Source organism: Shewanella sp. BJSY2023SW001 (assembly GCF_047314685.1).
Taxonomy (GTDB): Bacteria; Pseudomonadota; Gammaproteobacteria; order Enterobacterales; family Shewanellaceae; genus Shewanella; species Shewanella indica.
Genome location: NZ_JBKORF010000011.1, coordinates 17,152 through 35,853, shown reverse-complemented (window position 1 = coordinate 35,853; position 18,702 = coordinate 17,152). Strand labels below are relative to the sequence as shown.

The window sequence follows — 18,702 nt, the reverse complement described above, 5'->3', positions numbered from 1 at the left end:
TCATTAAAGTCATATAGATATAAAACACTGTTGGTAGATAATAGGTTTGGAAACCGCGCATGCGCACTATATGGCTGGTATGTGTAAAAAGTAACGGGCCATTTACAGGAAAACTCTCTGAGGAAAAGCAACCAAACTATCAGATTTTCCATTGGTTTTTCTCTCGCCATGCTTGCCTGGGTAGCACCATCTGTAGCTATGGCTGATCTTGAACGAGCTTTAGAAAACTATCTGCTTATCGTTAAAGGCAAAAGAAGGCTAATGATTTATCCCCAGCCGAGGCTAAGGGGGCACTCGAAGTCCACAACAGACTAAGGGGCTTTGGTGGATCGGGAGGCGGTGGTTGCGAGCCAGTAATCGAATCTCAGATAGATGGAGATTTTGAAGGCTGGGAAGGTGAAACCATTTTTAAGCTTATGAATGGGCAAATCTGGCAGCAGAGCAGCTACTCCTACACCTATATGTATTCGTTCATGCCAAAAGTCATGATTTATCCTGTAAGCGGTGGTTGCACGCTAAAAGTCGATGGTGTTAGCGATACCATTACTGTGCGCCAAATCAAGTAGCAAGTTGGTTATGAGCTCTATTGAAAGAATATGGACACCCTGCGTTAATGGCACGCCCCCGACTATGCTTTGTTTAAGCATTTAACAAGAAGGTTATTGTGCCGCGCCCTCGCCGAACTCAAATTAGTCTTGAAGATACGCCTTACTATCACTGTTGTAGCCGAGTGGTACGGCGTGGCTTTCTGACTACAAGGATATCTTTTGTCAAATCACCTAACTGTGCTTGAACGCAGACAGAAAGAAGGTTAGGTTATTGTTTTATAATGGGTGGCTCGATTTTTTGTTAGATAACAGGTTTGGAAACCGCGTATGTGCGTTTAGCTGCGAGGGATATTAGGACTAAAGCCTATTTAACCAATCGATACAAATAGATAGGATACAAAAAAATAGCGATGCGCGTTTCACTCATCCGAGGACTAAAACGCGTAAGCGTACTATACAACTGTTAGGCATACGGAATATGAATCGAGTTAAGTCTTATATTATTGCAATTTTTCTAGTATCAGTTGCTGGGTGTAAATCAACTTCAGAAAAAGAAGATGAAAGTCTTGCTTTACGAAAATCAACACCAATTCAACTGTTCATGGGGACATGTGTAGTTGGTCGTCAAAGCCCAGCGGCTCTTGAAGAGTCAGCTAAAAGAAAAGGTTTCGTACTCGCTCCTAAACAAATTGCTCAAAATTACTTAAAGGGTAATGCTGGTAAAGCGTGGCACTTGAATAATAGTGAGGGTAGTTTCGGGTTAGCACTACTGCAAAATAAACTTTGTTCCGTATACGTACATCAAGGTGACCCAAATACTATTCAAGCGAGCATGGAGGCTTGGTTACCACCCAAAGGTAGCGGTTTTACATATAAAAAAGAACTAATTTCTCAATCTGCCAACCTGAGTACAACTTCATATACATTGTATCAAGGCAGTAGTTTTCTAGAGCAATGGGTAATAACAATAAATAGTGCTAAACCTAGTGATTTAGTTGCTGTAATGTCATACAAAGGCGTCTAGTATGCCTTGCGAGAATATGGACACCCAGCGTTAATGACGCGGAAGTAAACCCCCGACTATGCTTTGTTTAAGCATTTAACAAGGAGGTTATTATGCCGCGCCATCGCCGAACTCAAATTGGCCTTGAAGATAGGTGAAGCACTAACGACTCTCATCCCGAATGCGCTGCGCCTGTTGCTGCTCAGCGGCTATCACATCGGCAACTGAACCCGACTCAAGCTGCAACTCGGCCTTGGATGGACTGAAAGTCTGTTCATTCAAGGCATTTGACTGCTGTGCTATGGCGCCCATCAGACGAGACAGGCCTATGGGAAAGTTTGCAGATTCGCCAGCCTTGGGTTCAAAGGAAGCCGCGGACTTTTCAGCGGCCGGATCTACGGCTCCCATCAGGTTTTGACTCAGCTCAGGCTTCGGCGCGGCGGCAAGTCTCTGGGTGCCGGCCTCTTCCCTTGCCTGGTTATATTTACGCATCGCCTCGGCGGCGACCCGGATATCGGCCATGGAGGGATCGACAGGTGCCATCGCCGCCGCATAGACCTGTTTCATTTTCGCCATGGTCGCCAGCGGATCGCCGTTCACCACAGAGACATCTATCTGAACTTCGCCTTCCACCGCGTAGCGCTTGCCATCGGGTCCTTTCTCGAATTCAAATGCCGGTTGTCCGGCATGGCTCCCACCTACTGCGGCATGAGCCTGTTCATGGGAGCGCACCTGGGTATCGCGCTTCATCAGGGAGTCGATTTCCCGCTCAAGCGCCTGTTGCTCACGGCTTTCACGCTTCTGCTTCTGCTGCTGTTTCTGTTGTGCCTCATCCGGCTTGGGTTCAGCGGCGCTTGTAGTATTCGACTCCCCGGTTGACTGACGAGCCGCCCCCTCGTCCCCTTCTTTTACTTCGCTTCCTGCCTGGCTCGATGAGCGACTCGAAGAGCTGCCGGAAGTGTTGTCAAAATCCTGCTCTGCCTCACCCATAGAGTTGGCGGAAGTATTTGTGCCATTAAAAGCGGGAACCTCAGGCGCTTCTCCCACTAAAGTTACTGGTATCGCAGGGCCGCCGGCAATGTCAGCCCCTTGGCCGGAAAAGGCAGATGCTTGAGTCGATGTCCCCGCGAGCTGCGTCGATGCTTGAACCTCTCCATGCCAATGGCCTGAGCTGGACAAGGCCGCTGCCCCCAGGGCTCCTTTAGTCAAACTGACCAGTGCTTCCCGCGGCGGTTTTACGGTTTGAGGCTCTGAATGTTGCGCAATTGAACCTTGGTGCAGGCTTGAATTGACTGGGCTTGGATTAACTGAACTTGTATTGAGTGCGCTTGTATTGATTGGGCTTTGATTTCCCGAGCTCGGGTTTAATTGACTCGGGTTTAATGGGGTTGGCTTTACGCCACTTACCTGAGAGGGATTTTGACTGGCGGAGATTTTACCGGCAGGGTTGGCACTGAGAGGCGATTGGTTTATGGAGCTGCCACTGCTTAAGCTGGCAATTGACGAGCTTGGCCGCCGGGACACGGCTGTTGCCGTCAGCCCCGCGCCGGCCAGCGCGCCAACCATATATTACACCTCGATATCTATGATACTGCCCAAGGTGTCGGATGCGCGTTCAATCACCTCTACTGAAGCTTGACCCTGGGCCTTGGATTCCAATGCCGATACCAGTGCCGAGGTTTTGTCTGCCTCCTCAACTGGGCGGGCCGAATCGGCCTGCTGCGCAGGTGCCGGACGGGCGATATCCACTGTTGCCTGAGTCAGGCCGGACTGGGCGCTTTGCAGCCCTTGAACTCCCGCCGAAAAAGCCGATGGAATTTGCATAATTGCCCCTTGTCTGTATTGGACTGTGGATTGTCGTTCTGTGGTTAAAATCAGTTGCTACCATTTCAACCACAGCTTTGAACGATTATTGGTCAATTCGGTGCAGATGTACAGCCCGAAAGGTTCATGCGCCTTGATGGGTTACCGCAAAAGAGGCGCCTGCGAGCCAACTCGCGTCCCAATCTTTCCACACAGGTTGCATGCCTTGTGCTCGAATGGCACTGACCACCTCAGGGACAGTTCGCTCATCACTTATCTGGAACTGATCCAGCTGCAACTTGGGATTGCTGTAACCACCTGGCTCTGTTGAGCTGGCGGCACTCACATGAGTGATCCCAAGGGGCAATAGATTGTCCCTGAGTGAGGCGCTCTCCCGGGTAGAGAGACTCAACTCCAGCGCCGGGCTGAACAAGCGCATGGCGCAGATTAACTGCACCAATCCGGCATCATCCAGAGTCACAGCCGGCGTTACCCCACCAACGCACGGCCTGAGCCTTGGCAGCGACACGCTGAAGCGGCTACGCCAGTACTTTTGCTGCAGATGGTCCAGATGTAATCCCATCAGTGCCGAGTCCAGGCGCCAATCATCCAGCCCGAGCAAAACCCCCAGGCCTATCTTGTCGACCCCGGCCCTGGCGGCCCTGTCCGGTGTATTAAGCCTGAAACCAAAGTCCTTTTTATTGCCTCTGAGATGATGGCGGTCATAGGTGGCGGGCTGATAGGTCTCCTGATATACCATCACGGCATCCAGTCCCTCATCAACCAGGCGCCGATAGCCCGCTTCGGCGAGGGGCTGCACTTCAATCGCCAGATAGCTGAAGTCCTGCTTGAGCCTCAACAGCGCCTTGGCAAAATAATCCAGCCCTACCTTGGTTTCATGTTCGCCGGAAACCAGCAACACAGAATCAAAGCCGCGCTGCTTGAGAATGGCAATTTCAGCATCCAGTTCGGCCTGGCTTAGGGTCTTGCGGCGAATTTTGTTGCTCATGCTGAAACCGCAGTAGTCGCAATCATTGGCGCACAGATTGGAAACATAGAGCGGCGCATAGAGACCTATGTTGGCGCCAAACTTCTTGCGGGTGAGCGCAGCAGAGAGCTGCGCCATAGGCTCGAGAAACTCCCGGGCCGCCGGTGACAAGAGAATAGGCAAGGCCGAGGGATTGTGCGCTATCGTCTCGGGCCGCGCCAAACAGCGCTCAACCTCGGCGGCGCTGACACTGGCAATAGCAAGGCGCAGTAGATCTCTGTCGATAGCGGTAAAACGCTCGAGAAAATCAGCCATGGTTTTCTCCCAGATTGAGAAACCCGGTCAGCGGACTGGTGTTTTGGGCTCGATTGCTGATGGCCCCGAGTCCGGCAAGATAGGCCGCTCGCCCGGCGCGCACCGCATCTTTGAAGCTACTCGCCATGGTCACGGGATCCAAGCTGGAGGCGATGGCAGTATTGACCAGCACGGCATCGGCGCCCAACTCCATCGCCCGCATCGCCTGAGACGGCGCGCCGATCCCGGCATCCACCACCACAGGTACATTGGCCTGCTCTATGATGATCTTCAAAAAGGGTTCTGTGGCCAGCCCCTGATTGGAACCTATGGGACTGCCAAGCGGCATCACGGCGGCGCAGCCTACCTCTTCGAGGCGCAAGCACAGCACGGGATCGGCATGCACATAAGGCAGTACGGTAAAACCATCGCTGCACAAGACCCGGGCCGCTTCCAGTGTTTCTACCGGATCCGGCAATAGATAACGGGGATCCGGGTGGATCTCCAGCTTCAATAGTTGGGTGCCCAGCATCTCCCGCGCCAGCTCGGCGGCAAAAATTGCCTCCCTGGCATTGCGGGCCCCGGCGGTATTGGGCAGCAGCTGCACGCCGCGCTCTTTGAGCGGTGCCAGCAATTCATCACTGCCCTGGTTAAAATCGAGCCGCTTCATCGCCACAGTAACCAACTCGGCGCCGCTGGCCACGAGCGAGCGTTGCATCAGTTCTGCCGAAGCAAACTTGCCGGTGCCGCCAAACAGCCTGGATTGAAACTCAAACTCGCCAATTTGCAACATATCAACCTCCGGCAACGGCGGAAAACAGCTCGAGGCTGTCTCCGTTTTGACATTCAAGCTCTGGCCACTGAGATCTGGGCACTACGGCGCCATTACGCACCAGCGCCACGCTGCCAGGCGCTATCTCACACCACTCGAGCAGCTGTAACAGCGTCATAGCCTCAGGCAACTCTTTGACTTGATTGTTTATCTTAATTTGCATCGCAATTCTCCTCACGGCTAAGCTCTGGGCGCCCTTTCATGAATTGGGTTTGTGTTTTATGTCCAGCCTGAGTGTGGGTTTGACAGTAAAGACATGCCGGGTCGGCGCAAAGCGCAGCCTCACGTACGGTTAACGTTCGGCAATCCAGGCTGATGAGCCGTCCCAGGGTGCTGCGCTCTCCAAGCAGGGTATTGATGGCGGCCAGCGACTGCATCGCCGCCAGGGTTTGCACCGCAGGACCCAGAACCCCCATGTCGCGGCAGCGCCCCGAGCCTGTGCTGTCTCGCGGGAACAGGCATTCGTAACAGCCCGCCTCGGGGTTAAGCCAAGGGGCGGTATGACACAATAGGCCGGAATCGGCGCTGATCGCCGCCGCAATCAGCTCTTTGCCCAGCTTCACACAGGCTTGATTAAGGTTATGACGGCAAAGGAAATTATCGCTGGCATCCAATACCAGTGACGCCTCACGAATAAGCTCCGCGCTCTTGGGGCCAAATAGCTTGGGCTCAATCTCAATCAGGCAGTTTGGATAATCGCGCCCCAGCTTTTCCTTGGCCACGTCGACCTTCAAACGGCCGATATCCTGCTCGTTGTAGAGCAGTTGCCTCGGCAGATTACCCAACTCGACAATATCGGGATCGATTAGAATGAGACGCCCTACTCCGGCGGCGGCCAAAGAGCGCGCCAGATGATGACCAAGACCTCCGAGCCCCACTATGGCGACCGTCATTACCTGTAAGGCGAGCTGCCCCGCTTCTGAGACTCTGGGCAGCAGCAACTGGCTACCGTAACGGATAAAGTCGCGATCGCTCAGCCCGGTACAGTCCTGACCCCCAGCACAGTCCTGAACCCCAGCACGGCCCAGAACTCCAGTACCGTCCCGCTCAGCTGCACCTTCCTGACCCCCGCCATTTTGTTGAGCATGGCTAATCCCACTTGCAATAGCGGCTGCTCGCCCTATCCAGCTTTGTGTCAGGCGCCTGAAGGCCGTTACCGGCTCGGCGGCCTCGGTAATGGCCCGCACCACGGCGACATTGGCAACACCGGTATGTTTGACGGCATCAAGGTTATGCTCGTCAATGCCGCCAATGGCGACCGTCGGCAGCAAGGAGCCGAAGGTTTCGCTATAGGCAGCAAGGCGCGTCAGTCCCTGGGGCAGAGACGGCATCACTTTGGTCTTGGTGGCAAAGATATGTCCGAGGGCCAGATAACTGGGCCTGTGGCGCAATGCAAGCAGCGCCTCGAAATAACCATGACTGGATAACCCCAGCGCCATACCCGCCCCTTGGATGGCCTCAAGGGATGCCTGGCTGAGATCCTCCTGGCCCAAATGCACACCAAAGGCGCCGTGGGCAATGGCCAGTTGCCAGTGATCATTGATAAATACCCGCGCCTGATATTGGCGCCCGAGCGCGATGGCGCGAATGATCGCCCGCTCGGCGCTCGAGCCGGGCAACACTTCCTCCTTGAGCCGCAATTGAATAGTGCGGCAACCTGCCTTGAGTAAGGCTTCCAGCAATTCGACATCGGCCACGACCGGGTAGATACCCAGATTATGGGGCAGTGTTTTAAAGCCTTCAGCACTAACGCCTTTAACACCAACGCCTTTAGCACTAACAGCATCAGCAGAGGTTGGCGCTGCAAGCCAGGGGGCGCCGAGCACTTGGGCTGGGTTGGCCCAGGGATAATCCTCCAGCGGCCAGATGACAGGCATAAGCTCGGCGGCCAGACAAGCCCCGGGTCGACCTAAGGGCCCGGGACCACTGCCTACCCGATAACTCTGCGCCAAAGCGCCATTGATATAGGCCTTGGCCAGAATTAGCGCATCGGGCAAGATCCAGTCGTGGGCCAAAAATGCCGCTATGGCACTGGATAGCGTGCAACCGCTGCCATGGTTGTTGCTGGATGCTTGCCTTGGGCTCGCCAACACAAACCCCTGCCGTTGATGCAACCCTGAGCTGTGAGGCAAGTCTTTAAAAAGCAATAAGTCTTCTGCCAGACCGCGCGCGATCCCCGCCTCGAAATCCCCGCCCTTGGCCAAGAGATGGCAAGGCAGTTCGTTTGCCAGGCAAGTTGCCGCATCTTGCCAGGAAGGAAAGTCATGAATATCGCTGCGACTCAGCAACGCCAGCTCGTGAATATTGGGGGTCAGCGCAGTGGCGAGCACCGCCAGCGGCCGGTAATCGAGCCGCGCTGCGCCCGTTGCAGTACTCTTAGAGAGTGCATCGCCGCAACTGGCCACCATGACAGGGTCGACCACCAAAGGAACATCAGGCAGGTGCCGAGCCAACCAGTCACAAAGCAGCTGCAGCTGCGCTTGATTGGCAAGCAAGCCGATTTTTATCGCCTTGGGCGGTAAGTCTCCGAGCAGAGCATTGAGCTGCGCCAGCAACATCTCCTCGCTCACCGCCTCGGTTAGCGTCACTGCCACACTGCTTTGGGCGGTCAAAGTGGTGATGACAGAGCAGCCATGGCAGCCAAGATTACTCAAGGTGGCAAGATCGGCCTGGATACCGGCGCCGCCGCCACTGTCTGAGCCGGCTATGCTCCAGACTATCGGCCTTTTATCAGCCGCCATTTCAGGCTTCCTCTTCATAGCGTGTAGCCTCTGGCTTGGACTTGGACTTAGGCTTTGGATTGGGATTGGACTCGGACTTTTCGCCTACTGTTGCCGGTTGATACAGGGCGCTGCCAGCGGCCTTGAACTGCGCCGACATCCGCGCCATCCCTGCCTCGGCATCCAGTACTTCCAGCGGCTGTGCCGTCAATTCTTCTGCCTGCACAGGCTCGGTTTGGCGCTCTGCCGAGTCTGGCCCTGACGAATCCCCCGAAGCTAGCTGAGATGCAGACAAGGATGCAGCCAGAGACGCTGCATAGTCGCGTACATCCTGGGTGATTTTCATCGAGCAGAACTTGGGGCCGCACATGGAGCAAAAATGCGCCACCTTGGCAGACTCCTGAGGCAGGGATTCATCGTGGAACGCCCGGGCGGTATCGGGATCCAACCCCAGGTTGTATTGATCTTCCCAGCGAAACTCGAATCTGGCCTTTGACAACGCATTGTCGCGCAGCTGGGCACCTGGATGTCCTTTGGCGACATCGGCGGCATGCGCCGCAATTTTGTATGCAATAAGCCCTTGTTTAACGTCTTCCTTGTTAGGCAAGCCCAGATGCTCCTTGGGGGTCACATAACAGAGCATGGCACAGCCGTACCAGGCAATCATCGCCGCGCCTATGCCAGAGGTGAAATGATCATAGCCGGGCGCAATATCCGTGGTCTGGGGCCCCAAGGTGTAGAAAGGCGCCTCATCACAGTACTCAAGCTGCTTGTCCATATTCTCCTTGATCAGCTGCATAGGAATATGGCCCGGCCCTTCGATTATGGTCTGCACATCGTATTCCCAGGCGATTTTCACCAGCTCACCCAAGGTTTCCAGCTCGGCAAACTGAGCCTCGTCGTTGGCATCGGCAATCGAGCCGGGGCGCATGCCGTCACCGAGCGACAGTGACACATCATAGGCGGCGCAAAGCTCACAGATGTCGCGGAAATGGCTGTAGAGAAAGTTTTCCTTATGATGGCTCAGGCACCACTTGGCCATAATGGAGCCGCCGCGGGATACCATGCCGGTCACCCGATTGGCCGTCATGGGCACATAGCGCAGCAAGACCCCGGCATGAATGGTGAAGTAATCCACTCCTTGTTCGGCCTGCTCTATCAGGGTGTCGCGAAACACTTCCCAACTGAGATCTTCGGCAATGCCGTTGACCTTTTCCAGCGCCTGATAGATGGGCACGGTACCTATGGGCACAGGCGAGTTGCGTACTATCCATTCACGGGTTTCGTGGATATAACGGCCGGTGGACAGATCCATCACCGTATCGGCGCCCCAACGGGTGGCCCACACCAGTTTTTCCACCTCTTCCTCGATGGAAGAGGTCACCGCCGAATTACCGATATTGGCGTTGACCTTCACCAAAAAGTTACGGCCGATGATCATAGGCTCGGCTTCCGGATGGTTGATGTTGGCGGGAATAATGGCGCGGCCACGGGCCACTTCGCTGCGAACGAACTCAGGGGTTATCGGCGTGGCAACTATAGCGCCAAAGGCTTCTCCTTTGGCTTTGCGGGCCAGTTGCGGATCTTTGGCAAGCGCTTCGTTGGCCCGGGCCATATTTTCACGAATGGCGATATATTCCATTTCAGGAGTGATAATGCCGGCGCGGGCGTAATGCAATTGGGTCACTCGCTTACCCGGCTTGGCCCGGCGCGGTTTGGGCAAAGCGTCGAATCTCAGATGATCCAGCCCTTCATCCGCCAGTCGCTGCTGGGTAAAACTGGAACTGACCTCGGTCAGCTCTTGCGTATCATCACGCTCTAAGATCCAGCCCTGGCGCAGTTTATCCAGGCCCTGGCGCACATTGATAGCCGCGTTGGGATCTGAATAAGGGCCGGCACAATCATAAACACGTACAACGGGATTGGGTTCAAATTGCGCGCTGCCATCTTGGGTTGGTATTCGGGTGTCTGTCTGCCTGATTTGGCGCATGGCAACCTGAATATCGGCCCGGGAGCCCTGAACAAACAGCTTCTGTGAATTGGGATGCTGCAAGGGTTTAAGGTTATCGATAAAAGCCTGGGCGGCCTCTCGGGTTTGACGACGATTGGATTGACGATTTGACATAAGCAAGCTCACTCTTTTGGAAAATGAAATTGCTTGTCAGGAGAGTTGAATAATAAGCGGCGCAAGCTGACTGGTTAAACTCCTTGATTTGGAGTCTTCCTCCGGCGGTGTTGGCAGACTGACCTCGTGGTTTCAGGTCAGTTCAATGTCCGCTGGAGAAGCCAGATATCGCCTCGGCTCTTTAAAGCCTTTGGCATAGATTTTTGCTCGCAGTGGCTGCGGTAATGCTGCAGCTGAATGCTTGTTTCCTTCGCAGGTGCTAGCCTGATCAGGTTCAACGGATCCCGAATAAACGGTCTCAGCCCAGAGGGCACTCCGACAAGATTACTGCCGAGTATAAGCACAAGCGGAAGCGGGAAACAAGCCCGACAGCAAAACGCGCCGCAGAATCTAATCCATTAAAATCACAAGTTAATCATTTGAAGTTAATACAAATATTTACAAAAATCTGGAAACCAATCTATTTCCAATCAAATAAATTGATTGCAAAACTCACTTACCAAGCCGCTTTAGACGGCTGGCCACCGCCTCCTTGAGTGCTTTTTCCATCTCTGTCTGACCGCACTTAAATGGAAACCCCAAGTTTTCGGCGTAGGGATTGAGCGGAGTCGGCACCTTGACGACCCGATAGCAGGTATCACCATCCTTGACGATACGGTTAGGGTCGAGCGGCAGATCCAGACTGGCCACTTTATTGAAATCATCGGCGTCATTGACCCAAAGCACCTCCATCTCCCCATCCATTTCACTGAGGCTCTTGCGTCCCGTAGCCTTATCCGCATATTGCTGTGATAGCTGCTGCAGCGCCTGCTGTTGCGAGTGTTGCAATACTTTTCGGGCAGACTTTAATGCGTTTGAACTGAAGTCCAGCTGAGCTTGCTCTGCCGGCTGCGATTTAAAGTCATTTGCTCGCTCTGGCGCAGGTACGGCTGCATTTTTCGTTTCTTCAATGACGCTACCAATAGGTTTAACGCTTTGATCCCGAATCTTGGGGACGCTTTGCTCATTCAGGTTTTTAACTCTGTCTTTCCGAGGGTTTTGCTCAGCTTCTTGAACAGTTTCTTGCACAGCCACTTGTTCAGTCTCTTGCAGCGGCTCTTCGGCGGCCTGCTTTGGTGGCTCAGAACGCTTGCTTGAGTCAGCTTTTTTAACCTCTATCGCTTCTTTGGACTGGATTATTGCTTCTTCGGCCAAGGCTTCCGGCACTGGCGTTAACGGTTTGGGGCTGGGCTGACTGAAATAAAGATAGGATTGCAACGCCTTGGGTTTGGCAGGCTCTGTCACCACTCTTCGCCATTCGGCCTGCTGCCAAAACCAGGATAACCCCAGCAATAGCACTAAGTGCGCGGCTCCCGCCACGGTCCAACTACTGATGGCGTTGCCCTTTGCCTCAGCATCCCCCTGCTCTGCTTTTTTAGTCATGCCAACTTGCGCCAGGCATTGGGGTTGAACCCCAAGCTGTTGACTAAAAAGCGATTGGTCAAAGAAAGGGTCAATCGAATGTATTTGAAAATGGCTTGGTTGGCAGGAACCTGTGTTAAGGATTTCATCCAGATCAAGCTCAAAGGCAGCATCCCTACCCGGAATGCTGAAGCTCAAGCTTGCCATTGTCGCCGGGCTTTCGTCTCGGCTGGCAATCAATTTATCTGAATGTGGAGGCATAAGCCGCTGATTTATCTTTCGCCAAATGTAAACTCAGTGTTAGAGAAAACCCTCGGTAAAAAGTTCATTCCCTTGTTTGAAAAGCAATTTACGCTACAAACTCAAATCGATGGCTTCAAACAAAACAGGTAAAACCTTTGTCGAATAAGGCTGACGGGATCCTCTGAACAAAATAACTGTAAAAAGCGACTTGGAAGCCGAGCAACGAGTTGTTAAGGTGCAGCATTAGACGTTTGCAAAAAATGCAGATGATACGGTTTAAAGAACAAATCAATCTCAGCGAACAGCTGTACACTTTTATCTAGCCAGAGTGCCATAGCGCTGTTAGACTCACTTTCAATGAGGTCGAACCAGAGAGTCAATCATGCCCAACAGCAAAGTCCCAGCAGCCGAAGCCCAGTTCAATGGCCAGTTTTCCGCTGGATACAGTCTGAATGAAGAGATAGCCAATGCCGTCAGCCATGGTTTGGGGGTGATTGCCGGCATTCTGGGATTAGTGCTGATGTTACTCAAGGGCTGGCATTCGCTGGACACCATTCAGTTAACAGGTGTAACCATCTATGGCAGCAGTATTATCCTGCTGTTCCTCTGCTCGACCCTGTATCACAGCATTCCTCAGCCAGAGTGGAAACGGCGCCTCAAGATGCTGGATCACTGCGCCATCTATCTGTTGATAGCCGGAACCTATACCCCGCTGATGTTAATTACTTTGGCCGATGCCCAGGAAGAATGGGTACTGGTAGCCATCTGGTTATTGGCACTGGGGGGAATAGTGTTCAAGAGCTGCTTTATTCACAGATTCAAGGCGCTGAGCCTGATATTGTATTTGGCCATGGGCTGGCTCTGCGTCGCCGTGTTGCCTGAGCTTATCGATAACCTGTCAACTGCCGGGTTCAACTTGCTGTTGGCCGGAGGCCTGAGCTATAGCTTGGGGGTGATCTTCTACGCCACCAAGGCGATCCCTTTCAATCATGCCATCTGGCATCTATTTGTATTGGGCGGCGCCGTTTGCCATTTCCTGTGTGTTTATCTGACGGTGATCTAACGCAGGCGAATAGGCTTAACTCAGCGCCGCCCTAGAGAGACGGCTTCCGGCTTGCTGTGCCAACTCTAGTGCAGCTAGGCCGGAGCTCTTATCTCAGCCTGCCATTGATTAAATTCACTGAGTAACCTCCGAGCGGCGATACTATAGCCTCCACCCAAGTCTTGCCAAACAGCCGCAATACATTCCAAGGTACATAACCCGCCCTGGCGCTGATTGCGCCGTAACCGAAACGCTGAGCCCTGCTCTGCTTGCAGTTCGACTCTGGCAAGCGACTGCAGATAGGGGCTTTGGCGATACATCTTGCCGGCCTCCTGCCAGGTTGCATCGAGTATGACCAGCGAATTTAGCGGCTTCCCTAATTTCAGAGCAGTTTTCTGAACGGCTTCCTGAGTAGCGTCTTGAGGCAATGTTGCGCCCTGAGCCGGGCTTGGGTTTAGCTTTGAACTTGGGTCTGGAGTTACGTTTGGGCTTTCATTTGCAGCTTGAGTTCGCGAAATACTTTCTTCGGAAGTACTTTCTTCGGTTTGCGGATAGAGTAAGGCGGTTCGCCCCAAAGACAAGTGCTCCATTAACCAAGCATCCGGGGCTTTACGCGCCCACAGTACCCGCTTACACAGAGTCGGATAAGCATTAAGCGCCAGGGTGGCTGTATTACTGGCTCGATTCAGCTCTCTTTCATGGGTCAGCAGGATTATTTTCACAGGCAACAGCAGCTTAATGACTTATCGGCTAATGGAAATCCCGCGAGTGTACCACCAGCGCGTGCATACTGCCCGAGATATCCTCCAGCCGACCGGCCAGCAGATGTAATACGCCGGACGAAAATTCCACGACCCCACTCACCTTGAGGATCCTGGCGCTCAAATAAGCCTGTCTCTGGGCTCTGGCCGTATCACTCCATACCACCAGATTAACATTACCGGTTTCATCTTCGAGGGTGATAAAGGTGACTCCACTGGCGGTGCCAGGCCTTTGCCTGCCGACCACCAGCCCAGCCACAGTCACATTCTGGCCATGACGGCACTGCCACAAAGAGGTGGCGCTGTGACACTTGCCGAGTAACCCCTGTTCTCTGAGCAGTGCCAGAGGATGGCGTCCCAGGGTCAGCCCGGTACAGGCGTAGTCAGCCAGCAAGGCATCGACTTCAGTGACCTCAGGCAAGGCGGTTTCAAGGCGAAAATCGGCCTCGTCCGGCAGCTCAAACAAGGGCAAACTCTGCTGACGGGCGGCCAACTGCCACCTGATCTGATGGCGATCGCCCCCCAGGGTAGCAAAGGCATTGGCGCTGGCCAGCGCCTCCTGCTCACGCCTTGGCAGTGCCAGAGCAGCCAACTGCGACAAGTGAGTAAAGCCCTCGCCCCGACCCGCTACTATCTTGGCGGCGCTGTGCTCGGATAATCCCTTGACCAACCTGAACCCGAGGCGCAGTGCCAAGGAACCATCGGTTTGTCGCTCCAGTGTGCTGTGCCACTGGCTGAGGTTGATGCAAACCGGCAACACCTGGCCGCCATGATGACGAAGATCCTGAATAAGCTGTGACGGGCTGTAAAAGCCCATGGGTTGACTGTTGAGCAAGGCGCAGCAAAACGCCACCGGGTAATAGTGTTTGAGAAAGGCCGAAACATAGGCCAGGAGCGCAAAGCTGGCCGAATGAGACTCGGGAAAACCATATTCGCCGAAGCCGCGGATCTGGCTGAATATCTGCCTGGCAAAGGTGTCACTGTAGCCTCGGGCCGTCATCCCCTGAAGCAGCTTGTGTTCAAATTGCTCCAGCTCGCCACTGCGTTTCCAACTAGCCATGGCGCGGCGCAGCTGATCGGCTTCCCCGCCACTGAAACCGGCGGCGACCATGGCCAATTGGATCACCTGCTCCTGAAAAATGGGCACCCCCAGAGTGCGTGACAATACATTTTCCACCTCGGCCGAAGGAAAAGTGACCGACTCGATTTTATCGCGGCGGCGCAGAAAGGGATGCACCATGTCTCCTTGAATTGGCCCCGGACGCACTATGGCTATCTGTATCACCAGATCGTAATAACAGGCGGGTTTAAGCCTGGGCAGCATGCTGGTCTGGGCTCGTGACTCCACCTGAAACACCCCCATACTGTCGCCCTGCTGCAACATACGATAGACAGCCGGATCTTCCCAACGAATATCCGACATGGCAAAGGGATGAATGTGGCGGGAGATCAACTCGAAACATTTGCGGATCGCCGTCAGCATTCCCAACGCCAACACATCAACCTTTAACAGCCCCAGGCTCTCGAGATCATCCTTGTCCCATTGGATCACTGTGCGCTTGGCCATGGCGGCATTCTCTACCGGCACCAGCTCGGCCAATGGCCCGGCCGAAATCACAAAGCCGCCGACATGTTGCGACAAGTGCCTTGGAAAACCCATCAGGGTCTCCACCAGCGGCAGCAGCCACTGCCCCAAACCTTGTTGTGGCAACAGCTTGCCTTGTTGCAACTGCTGCTGCCAAGGCACTTGCGGATCGCGGCGATCGACAGCGCCTATCAGCTCATCCAGCCGTTGCTCGCTGAGCCCCAGAGCCTTACCAACATCTTTCATGGCACTCTTGAAACGATAAGTGATCACACTGGCGGCCAGGGCTGCACGCTCACGGCCATATTTTTGGTAGATATACTGGATCACCTCTTCGCGGCGTTCATGTTCAAAATCGACATCGATATCCGGCGGCTCATGGCGCTCCTTGGAAATAAAACGCTCAAACAGCATGTTGACCTTGGTGGGATCCACCTCGGTGATCCCGAGGCAATAACAGACCACAGAGTTGGCGGCCGAACCTCGTCCCTGATGCAGTATCCCTTGCCTGGCGGCAAAACAGACCAGATCATAAATAGTCAGGAAAAAGTATTCGTAATTAAGCTCGGCAATCAGCTTGAGCTCGCGCCGATACTGAGTCTGCACTTCAGGTGGAACCGCCTCGCCAAAACGCCTGCGGGCGCCCTTTTCCACCTCTTGTGCCAGATATTCACTGGCACTTAGGCCGCTTGGCACCAACTCGGCCGGGTACTCATACTTGAGTTCATCCAGACTGAAATGACACCGGGACGCCAGCTCACAACTCCTTGCCAACCAGGCTTGAGGGTGACGCCTGGCCATAGCAGTTATCGGCTTAAGCGCCATCTCGGCATTACCCGATAACAGCTTGCCGGCCATGGGCACGGCGCAGCCATGACGGATACAGCTGAGTACATCGTGCAACCTTTGCCGCTCGGCAAGATGCATCTGCACATTACCGGCGGCGACACAGGGGAGGGAAAAACAACTCGACAGCGCCTCACAGGCCTCGAGATACCAGGCCTCTCCGGGTTGCAGTTGCCGCTCCATCAAGAGATAAAGCGGCAGTGAAAACGCGGCTTTAACCCGTGCCGTCAGGGTATTCAACTGTGCCAGACTGCGCTGCTGCAGCTGCGTCAGCCAAGGGGTTTGCTGACTTGGGCTTTGGTTGCCTATTCCCTGGTTTTTAGAGTTCTGATGATCGACATTCTGCTGACCAAGACTCTGGTGCTCAGTGCTTTGCAAGTCGGCTTGCACCAGCAACTCGCTCACAGATGGCGGCCGCCACAGGCAAAAGCAGCCGCGGTCAATGGCCGCAAAATCATCTAGGCTTAACCGATACTTGCCCTTATCGGCCCGGCGCCGCCCTTTAGTTATCAGAGTGCTGATAAGACCATAGCCCCGGCGATTTCTTGCCAGCAGCACCAGGCAGCCTTCCGGCAGGTGGAATTCGGCGCCGACAATCAGCTTGATACCGCTTTTTTTGGCGGCCTCATGCGCCTTGACCACACCCGCCAGAGAGCACTCATCGGTAATGGCGATGGCCTCATAGCCCAGTTTGGCGGCCTGCTGCACCAACTCATCCGGGTGGGAAGCCCCGCGCAAAAAGCTGTAATTGGAAATAGCATGCAATTCGGCGTACATCAGCTGAACCAAGCATGAAGAAAGAGCCCATTAGCGGTGCGGAACAGCCAACACAGACCGCCGCTCTCCTTATGATGGGCAAGAAAATAATCCCGGCAGGGAAAAGGCCCTGAATGCCAGGGGCTCTGTAACCTTTCCGGCCCCCTAAGCAGCTCCACGGCTTCAGGAGCAATGGCTTGCGGCTCTTGCAGCAGCCAAAGAGGCCGCAGCGCCAGCGACGGCTGAACGGGCGGCCTTGCCGGTGGCGGCCAGCGAGTCAGGGGAGTCGCTGTACTGGCCAGTTCAGGCATGGGATCGGCCGCCAACACCAAAGAGCGCACCTTATGGTTACCTAACCTGGCCTGTAATCTGGCGAGTAATTGATTGGCATCCTGCTGCTGCCCTTCTCTGGACTCGGTCAACTCTCGACTGCCCTGCTGCTGCGACACAAACTGCTTGGCTCGCAGCTCAATATCGACGACCGGGCTCGGCAGTTGCAATCCTTCCAGCTGTAAGCGGCAGAGCTGAGATAGTCCCTGCAGTTGATATTCCCCGAAGGGATAGTTGAGTGTCAGTTGCAGCGCCGGGGTCTCTGGCTCGCGAAACTTCAGCCACAGCTCCAACTGTTGCACCGCCAACTGCCTGATCCGCAAATAGGTTGCCAATTCCCCCAGCAGTTTTTGCAATGGAAACAGCAATCCCTGAACCCACTCAACATCATGCAGCAAGGTCAACCTGGCCTGAAACTGTTCGGGTAACTCATATCCCTTGCGGCAACAGGGCAAACGCCCCTGGATTTGTGCCAGCAGCTGCAGCAAACCTTGACCAAAGCGCCGCCCCAACTCGGCAAGGGGTAAAGCATCAAGCATGGCTAGAGTCGTCAGCCCAAGCGCGCCGAGCCGCTGCCGTTCCTCTTGGGTCAATGGCAGCAAATCCAGTGGTAAATCCGGCGGTAAGCCGTGATGCACCTTGAGGCGCCCGGCTTTTTCAGCTGTGGGCGTGCTCATGAAGGCAGCTGATACCGCGCTGATGCCGACGTGAGTATGCCGCGCCAATATCGCCGCATCCAGCGGTCTGTGTGCCAGCACCAATGAACATTTCAGACCATAGTCGGCGACTTTGTTGAGATAAGCCTCGACAATGGCGCTCAAACTGCCAAACAGTTTGACCATGGACCCCACTTCCAGCAACAGGGTATCTGTAGGCCAGCGCGCATCGGCCGCACTTTGAGCCGCTTGTTCGGTAAGCCCGGATAACAACGGCGGCCAGACTCTGGCGCTGAAATCATAGCTCCACTGACATAACCAATCCCGCAACGCCTCGCTGTCCACCTCCTGCAGCGGCCAAAGTTGCAACTCTCCGAGCAGCGACTGAGCGCTGCCGATACTCATCCCAGCTGTAACGCCTTTTGCTTGAGCGGCGGGACAGGCCGAATGTATAACCAGCTTCCGGCTGTCATACAAGGCCATGGGGACTTGGGGATCAAAAGGCTCTGACGCCGCAGCGGTTGGCACTGCTTTGGGCTGATTTTGGGTTTGGAACTGAGTTTGAACGCGTATTTGAACCTGAGCCGCACCACTGCCTGTCATACTTCCAGTCATAGTGTCGGTCATAGTACCTGTCACAGTGTCGGTCATAGTACCGGTCATAGAACCGGTAATAGTGCCCGCCATATTGCCCAGCATAGCCAGGCGGTAACGCTGATATTGCAGCAATAGCTGTGGAAACCAGACTCCCATCCATACCTGGGGCATC

At 54.4% G+C, this 18,702-nt stretch carries 14 protein-coding genes, 1 pseudogene and 1 riboswitch; of the genes and pseudogenes, 4 read left to right on the top strand and 11 right to left on the bottom strand.

The features are described 5' to 3' along the window. Positions 1-664: 664 nt before the first annotated feature. Positions 665-751: pseudogene (locus tag ACMHXH_RS01895) on the top strand (Mobile element protein); the annotation flags it as partial. Between the two features lie 275 nt (positions 752-1,026). Beyond that, the gene (locus ACMHXH_RS01890; RefSeq protein ID WP_144361517.1) at positions 1,027-1,572 is read left to right on the top strand and encodes an NMCC_0638 family (lipo)protein; all 546 of its coding nucleotides are present in this window, start codon (positions 1,027-1,029) and stop codon (positions 1,570-1,572) included. A 141-nt stretch (positions 1,573-1,713) separates the two neighbouring features. Here ACMHXH_RS01890 and ACMHXH_RS01885 read toward each other — a convergent pair whose 3' ends face one another. The 8 genes from ACMHXH_RS01885 to ACMHXH_RS01850 all read right to left on the bottom strand — a co-directional run bounded on the left by ACMHXH_RS01885 (position 1,714) and on the right by ACMHXH_RS01850 (position 11,735). Further along, positions 1,714-2,760 (bottom strand): putative metalloprotease CJM1_0395 family protein, encoded by a 1,047-nt coding sequence (locus ACMHXH_RS01885; RefSeq protein WP_413737543.1) that lies wholly within the window; start codon positions 2,758-2,760, stop codon positions 1,714-1,716. Between the two features lie 360 nt (positions 2,761-3,120). Then, positions 3,121-3,375 carry a hypothetical protein gene (locus ACMHXH_RS01880; RefSeq protein WP_025888106.1) on the bottom strand — a complete coding sequence of 85 codons (255 nt, stop codon included), beginning with the start codon at positions 3,373-3,375 and terminating at the stop codon, positions 3,121-3,123. A 124-nt stretch (positions 3,376-3,499) separates the two neighbouring features. Next, complete coding sequence (gene thiH, locus ACMHXH_RS01875) at positions 3,500-4,657, bottom strand: 2-iminoacetate synthase ThiH (RefSeq protein WP_208184732.1); 1,158 nt, start codon at positions 4,655-4,657, stop codon at positions 3,500-3,502. After that, positions 4,650-5,429 (bottom strand): thiazole synthase, encoded by a 780-nt coding sequence (locus ACMHXH_RS01870; protein ID WP_039035259.1) that lies wholly within the window; start codon positions 5,427-5,429, stop codon positions 4,650-4,652. Before ACMHXH_RS01870 ends, thiH begins: the two co-directional genes overlap by 8 nt. 1 nt (position 5,430) lies before the next feature. Further along, a complete protein-coding gene (gene thiS / locus ACMHXH_RS01865) occupies positions 5,431-5,631 on the bottom strand; it encodes a sulfur carrier protein ThiS (RefSeq protein ID WP_039035260.1) in 201 nt (66 codons plus the stop codon). Then, a complete protein-coding gene (gene thiE / locus ACMHXH_RS01860) occupies positions 5,621-8,209 on the bottom strand; it encodes a thiamine phosphate synthase (RefSeq protein ID WP_335911702.1) in 2,589 nt (862 codons plus the stop codon). The genes thiS and thiE overlap by 11 nt, the downstream gene beginning before the upstream one ends. A 1-nt stretch (position 8,210) precedes the next feature. After that, a complete protein-coding gene (thiC, locus tag ACMHXH_RS01855; RefSeq protein ID WP_335910627.1) occupies positions 8,211-10,313 on the bottom strand; it encodes a phosphomethylpyrimidine synthase ThiC in 2,103 nt (700 codons plus the stop codon). 228 nt (positions 10,314-10,541) lie between these two features. Next, positions 10,542-10,641: riboswitch (TPP riboswitch) on the bottom strand. 164 nt (positions 10,642-10,805) lie between these two features. After that, entirely contained in the window at positions 10,806-11,735 is a 930-nt protein-coding gene (locus ACMHXH_RS01850) for a hypothetical protein (RefSeq protein WP_335911703.1), read from the bottom strand. A 24-nt stretch (positions 11,736-11,759) separates the two neighbouring features. On the opposite strand from ACMHXH_RS01850, the gene ACMHXH_RS01845 reads away from it, so the two are divergent. Both ACMHXH_RS01845 and trhA read left to right on the top strand, forming a co-directional pair. Beyond that, positions 11,760-11,963 carry a hypothetical protein gene (locus ACMHXH_RS01845; RefSeq protein ID WP_143078444.1) on the top strand — a complete coding sequence of 68 codons (204 nt, stop codon included), beginning with the start codon at positions 11,760-11,762 and terminating at the stop codon, positions 11,961-11,963. A gap of 376 nt (positions 11,964-12,339) precedes the next feature. Further along, complete coding sequence (gene trhA / locus ACMHXH_RS01840; protein WP_234500593.1) at positions 12,340-13,020, top strand: PAQR family membrane homeostasis protein TrhA; 681 nt, start codon at positions 12,340-12,342, stop codon at positions 13,018-13,020. A gap of 74 nt (positions 13,021-13,094) precedes the next feature. Here the strand turns inward: trhA and ACMHXH_RS01835 are convergent, their stop codons facing one another. The 3 genes from ACMHXH_RS01835 to ACMHXH_RS01825 are packed head-to-tail and all read right to left on the bottom strand — an operon-like array spanning position 13,095 to position 18,701. Continuing rightward, positions 13,095-13,721 carry a tRNA-uridine aminocarboxypropyltransferase gene (locus ACMHXH_RS01835; RefSeq protein ID WP_335911704.1) on the bottom strand — a complete coding sequence of 209 codons (627 nt, stop codon included), beginning with the start codon at positions 13,719-13,721 and terminating at the stop codon, positions 13,095-13,097. 28 nt (positions 13,722-13,749) lie between these two features. After that, entirely contained in the window at positions 13,750-16,968 is a 3,219-nt protein-coding gene (locus ACMHXH_RS01830) for an error-prone DNA polymerase (RefSeq protein ID WP_413737539.1), read from the bottom strand. Then, on the bottom strand, positions 16,968-18,701 hold the full coding sequence (locus ACMHXH_RS01825) for a DNA polymerase Y family protein (RefSeq protein ID WP_335911706.1): 1,734 nt from the start codon (positions 18,699-18,701) through the stop codon (positions 16,968-16,970). The genes ACMHXH_RS01830 and ACMHXH_RS01825 overlap by 1 nt, the downstream gene beginning before the upstream one ends. Position 18,702 lies beyond the last annotated feature (1 nt).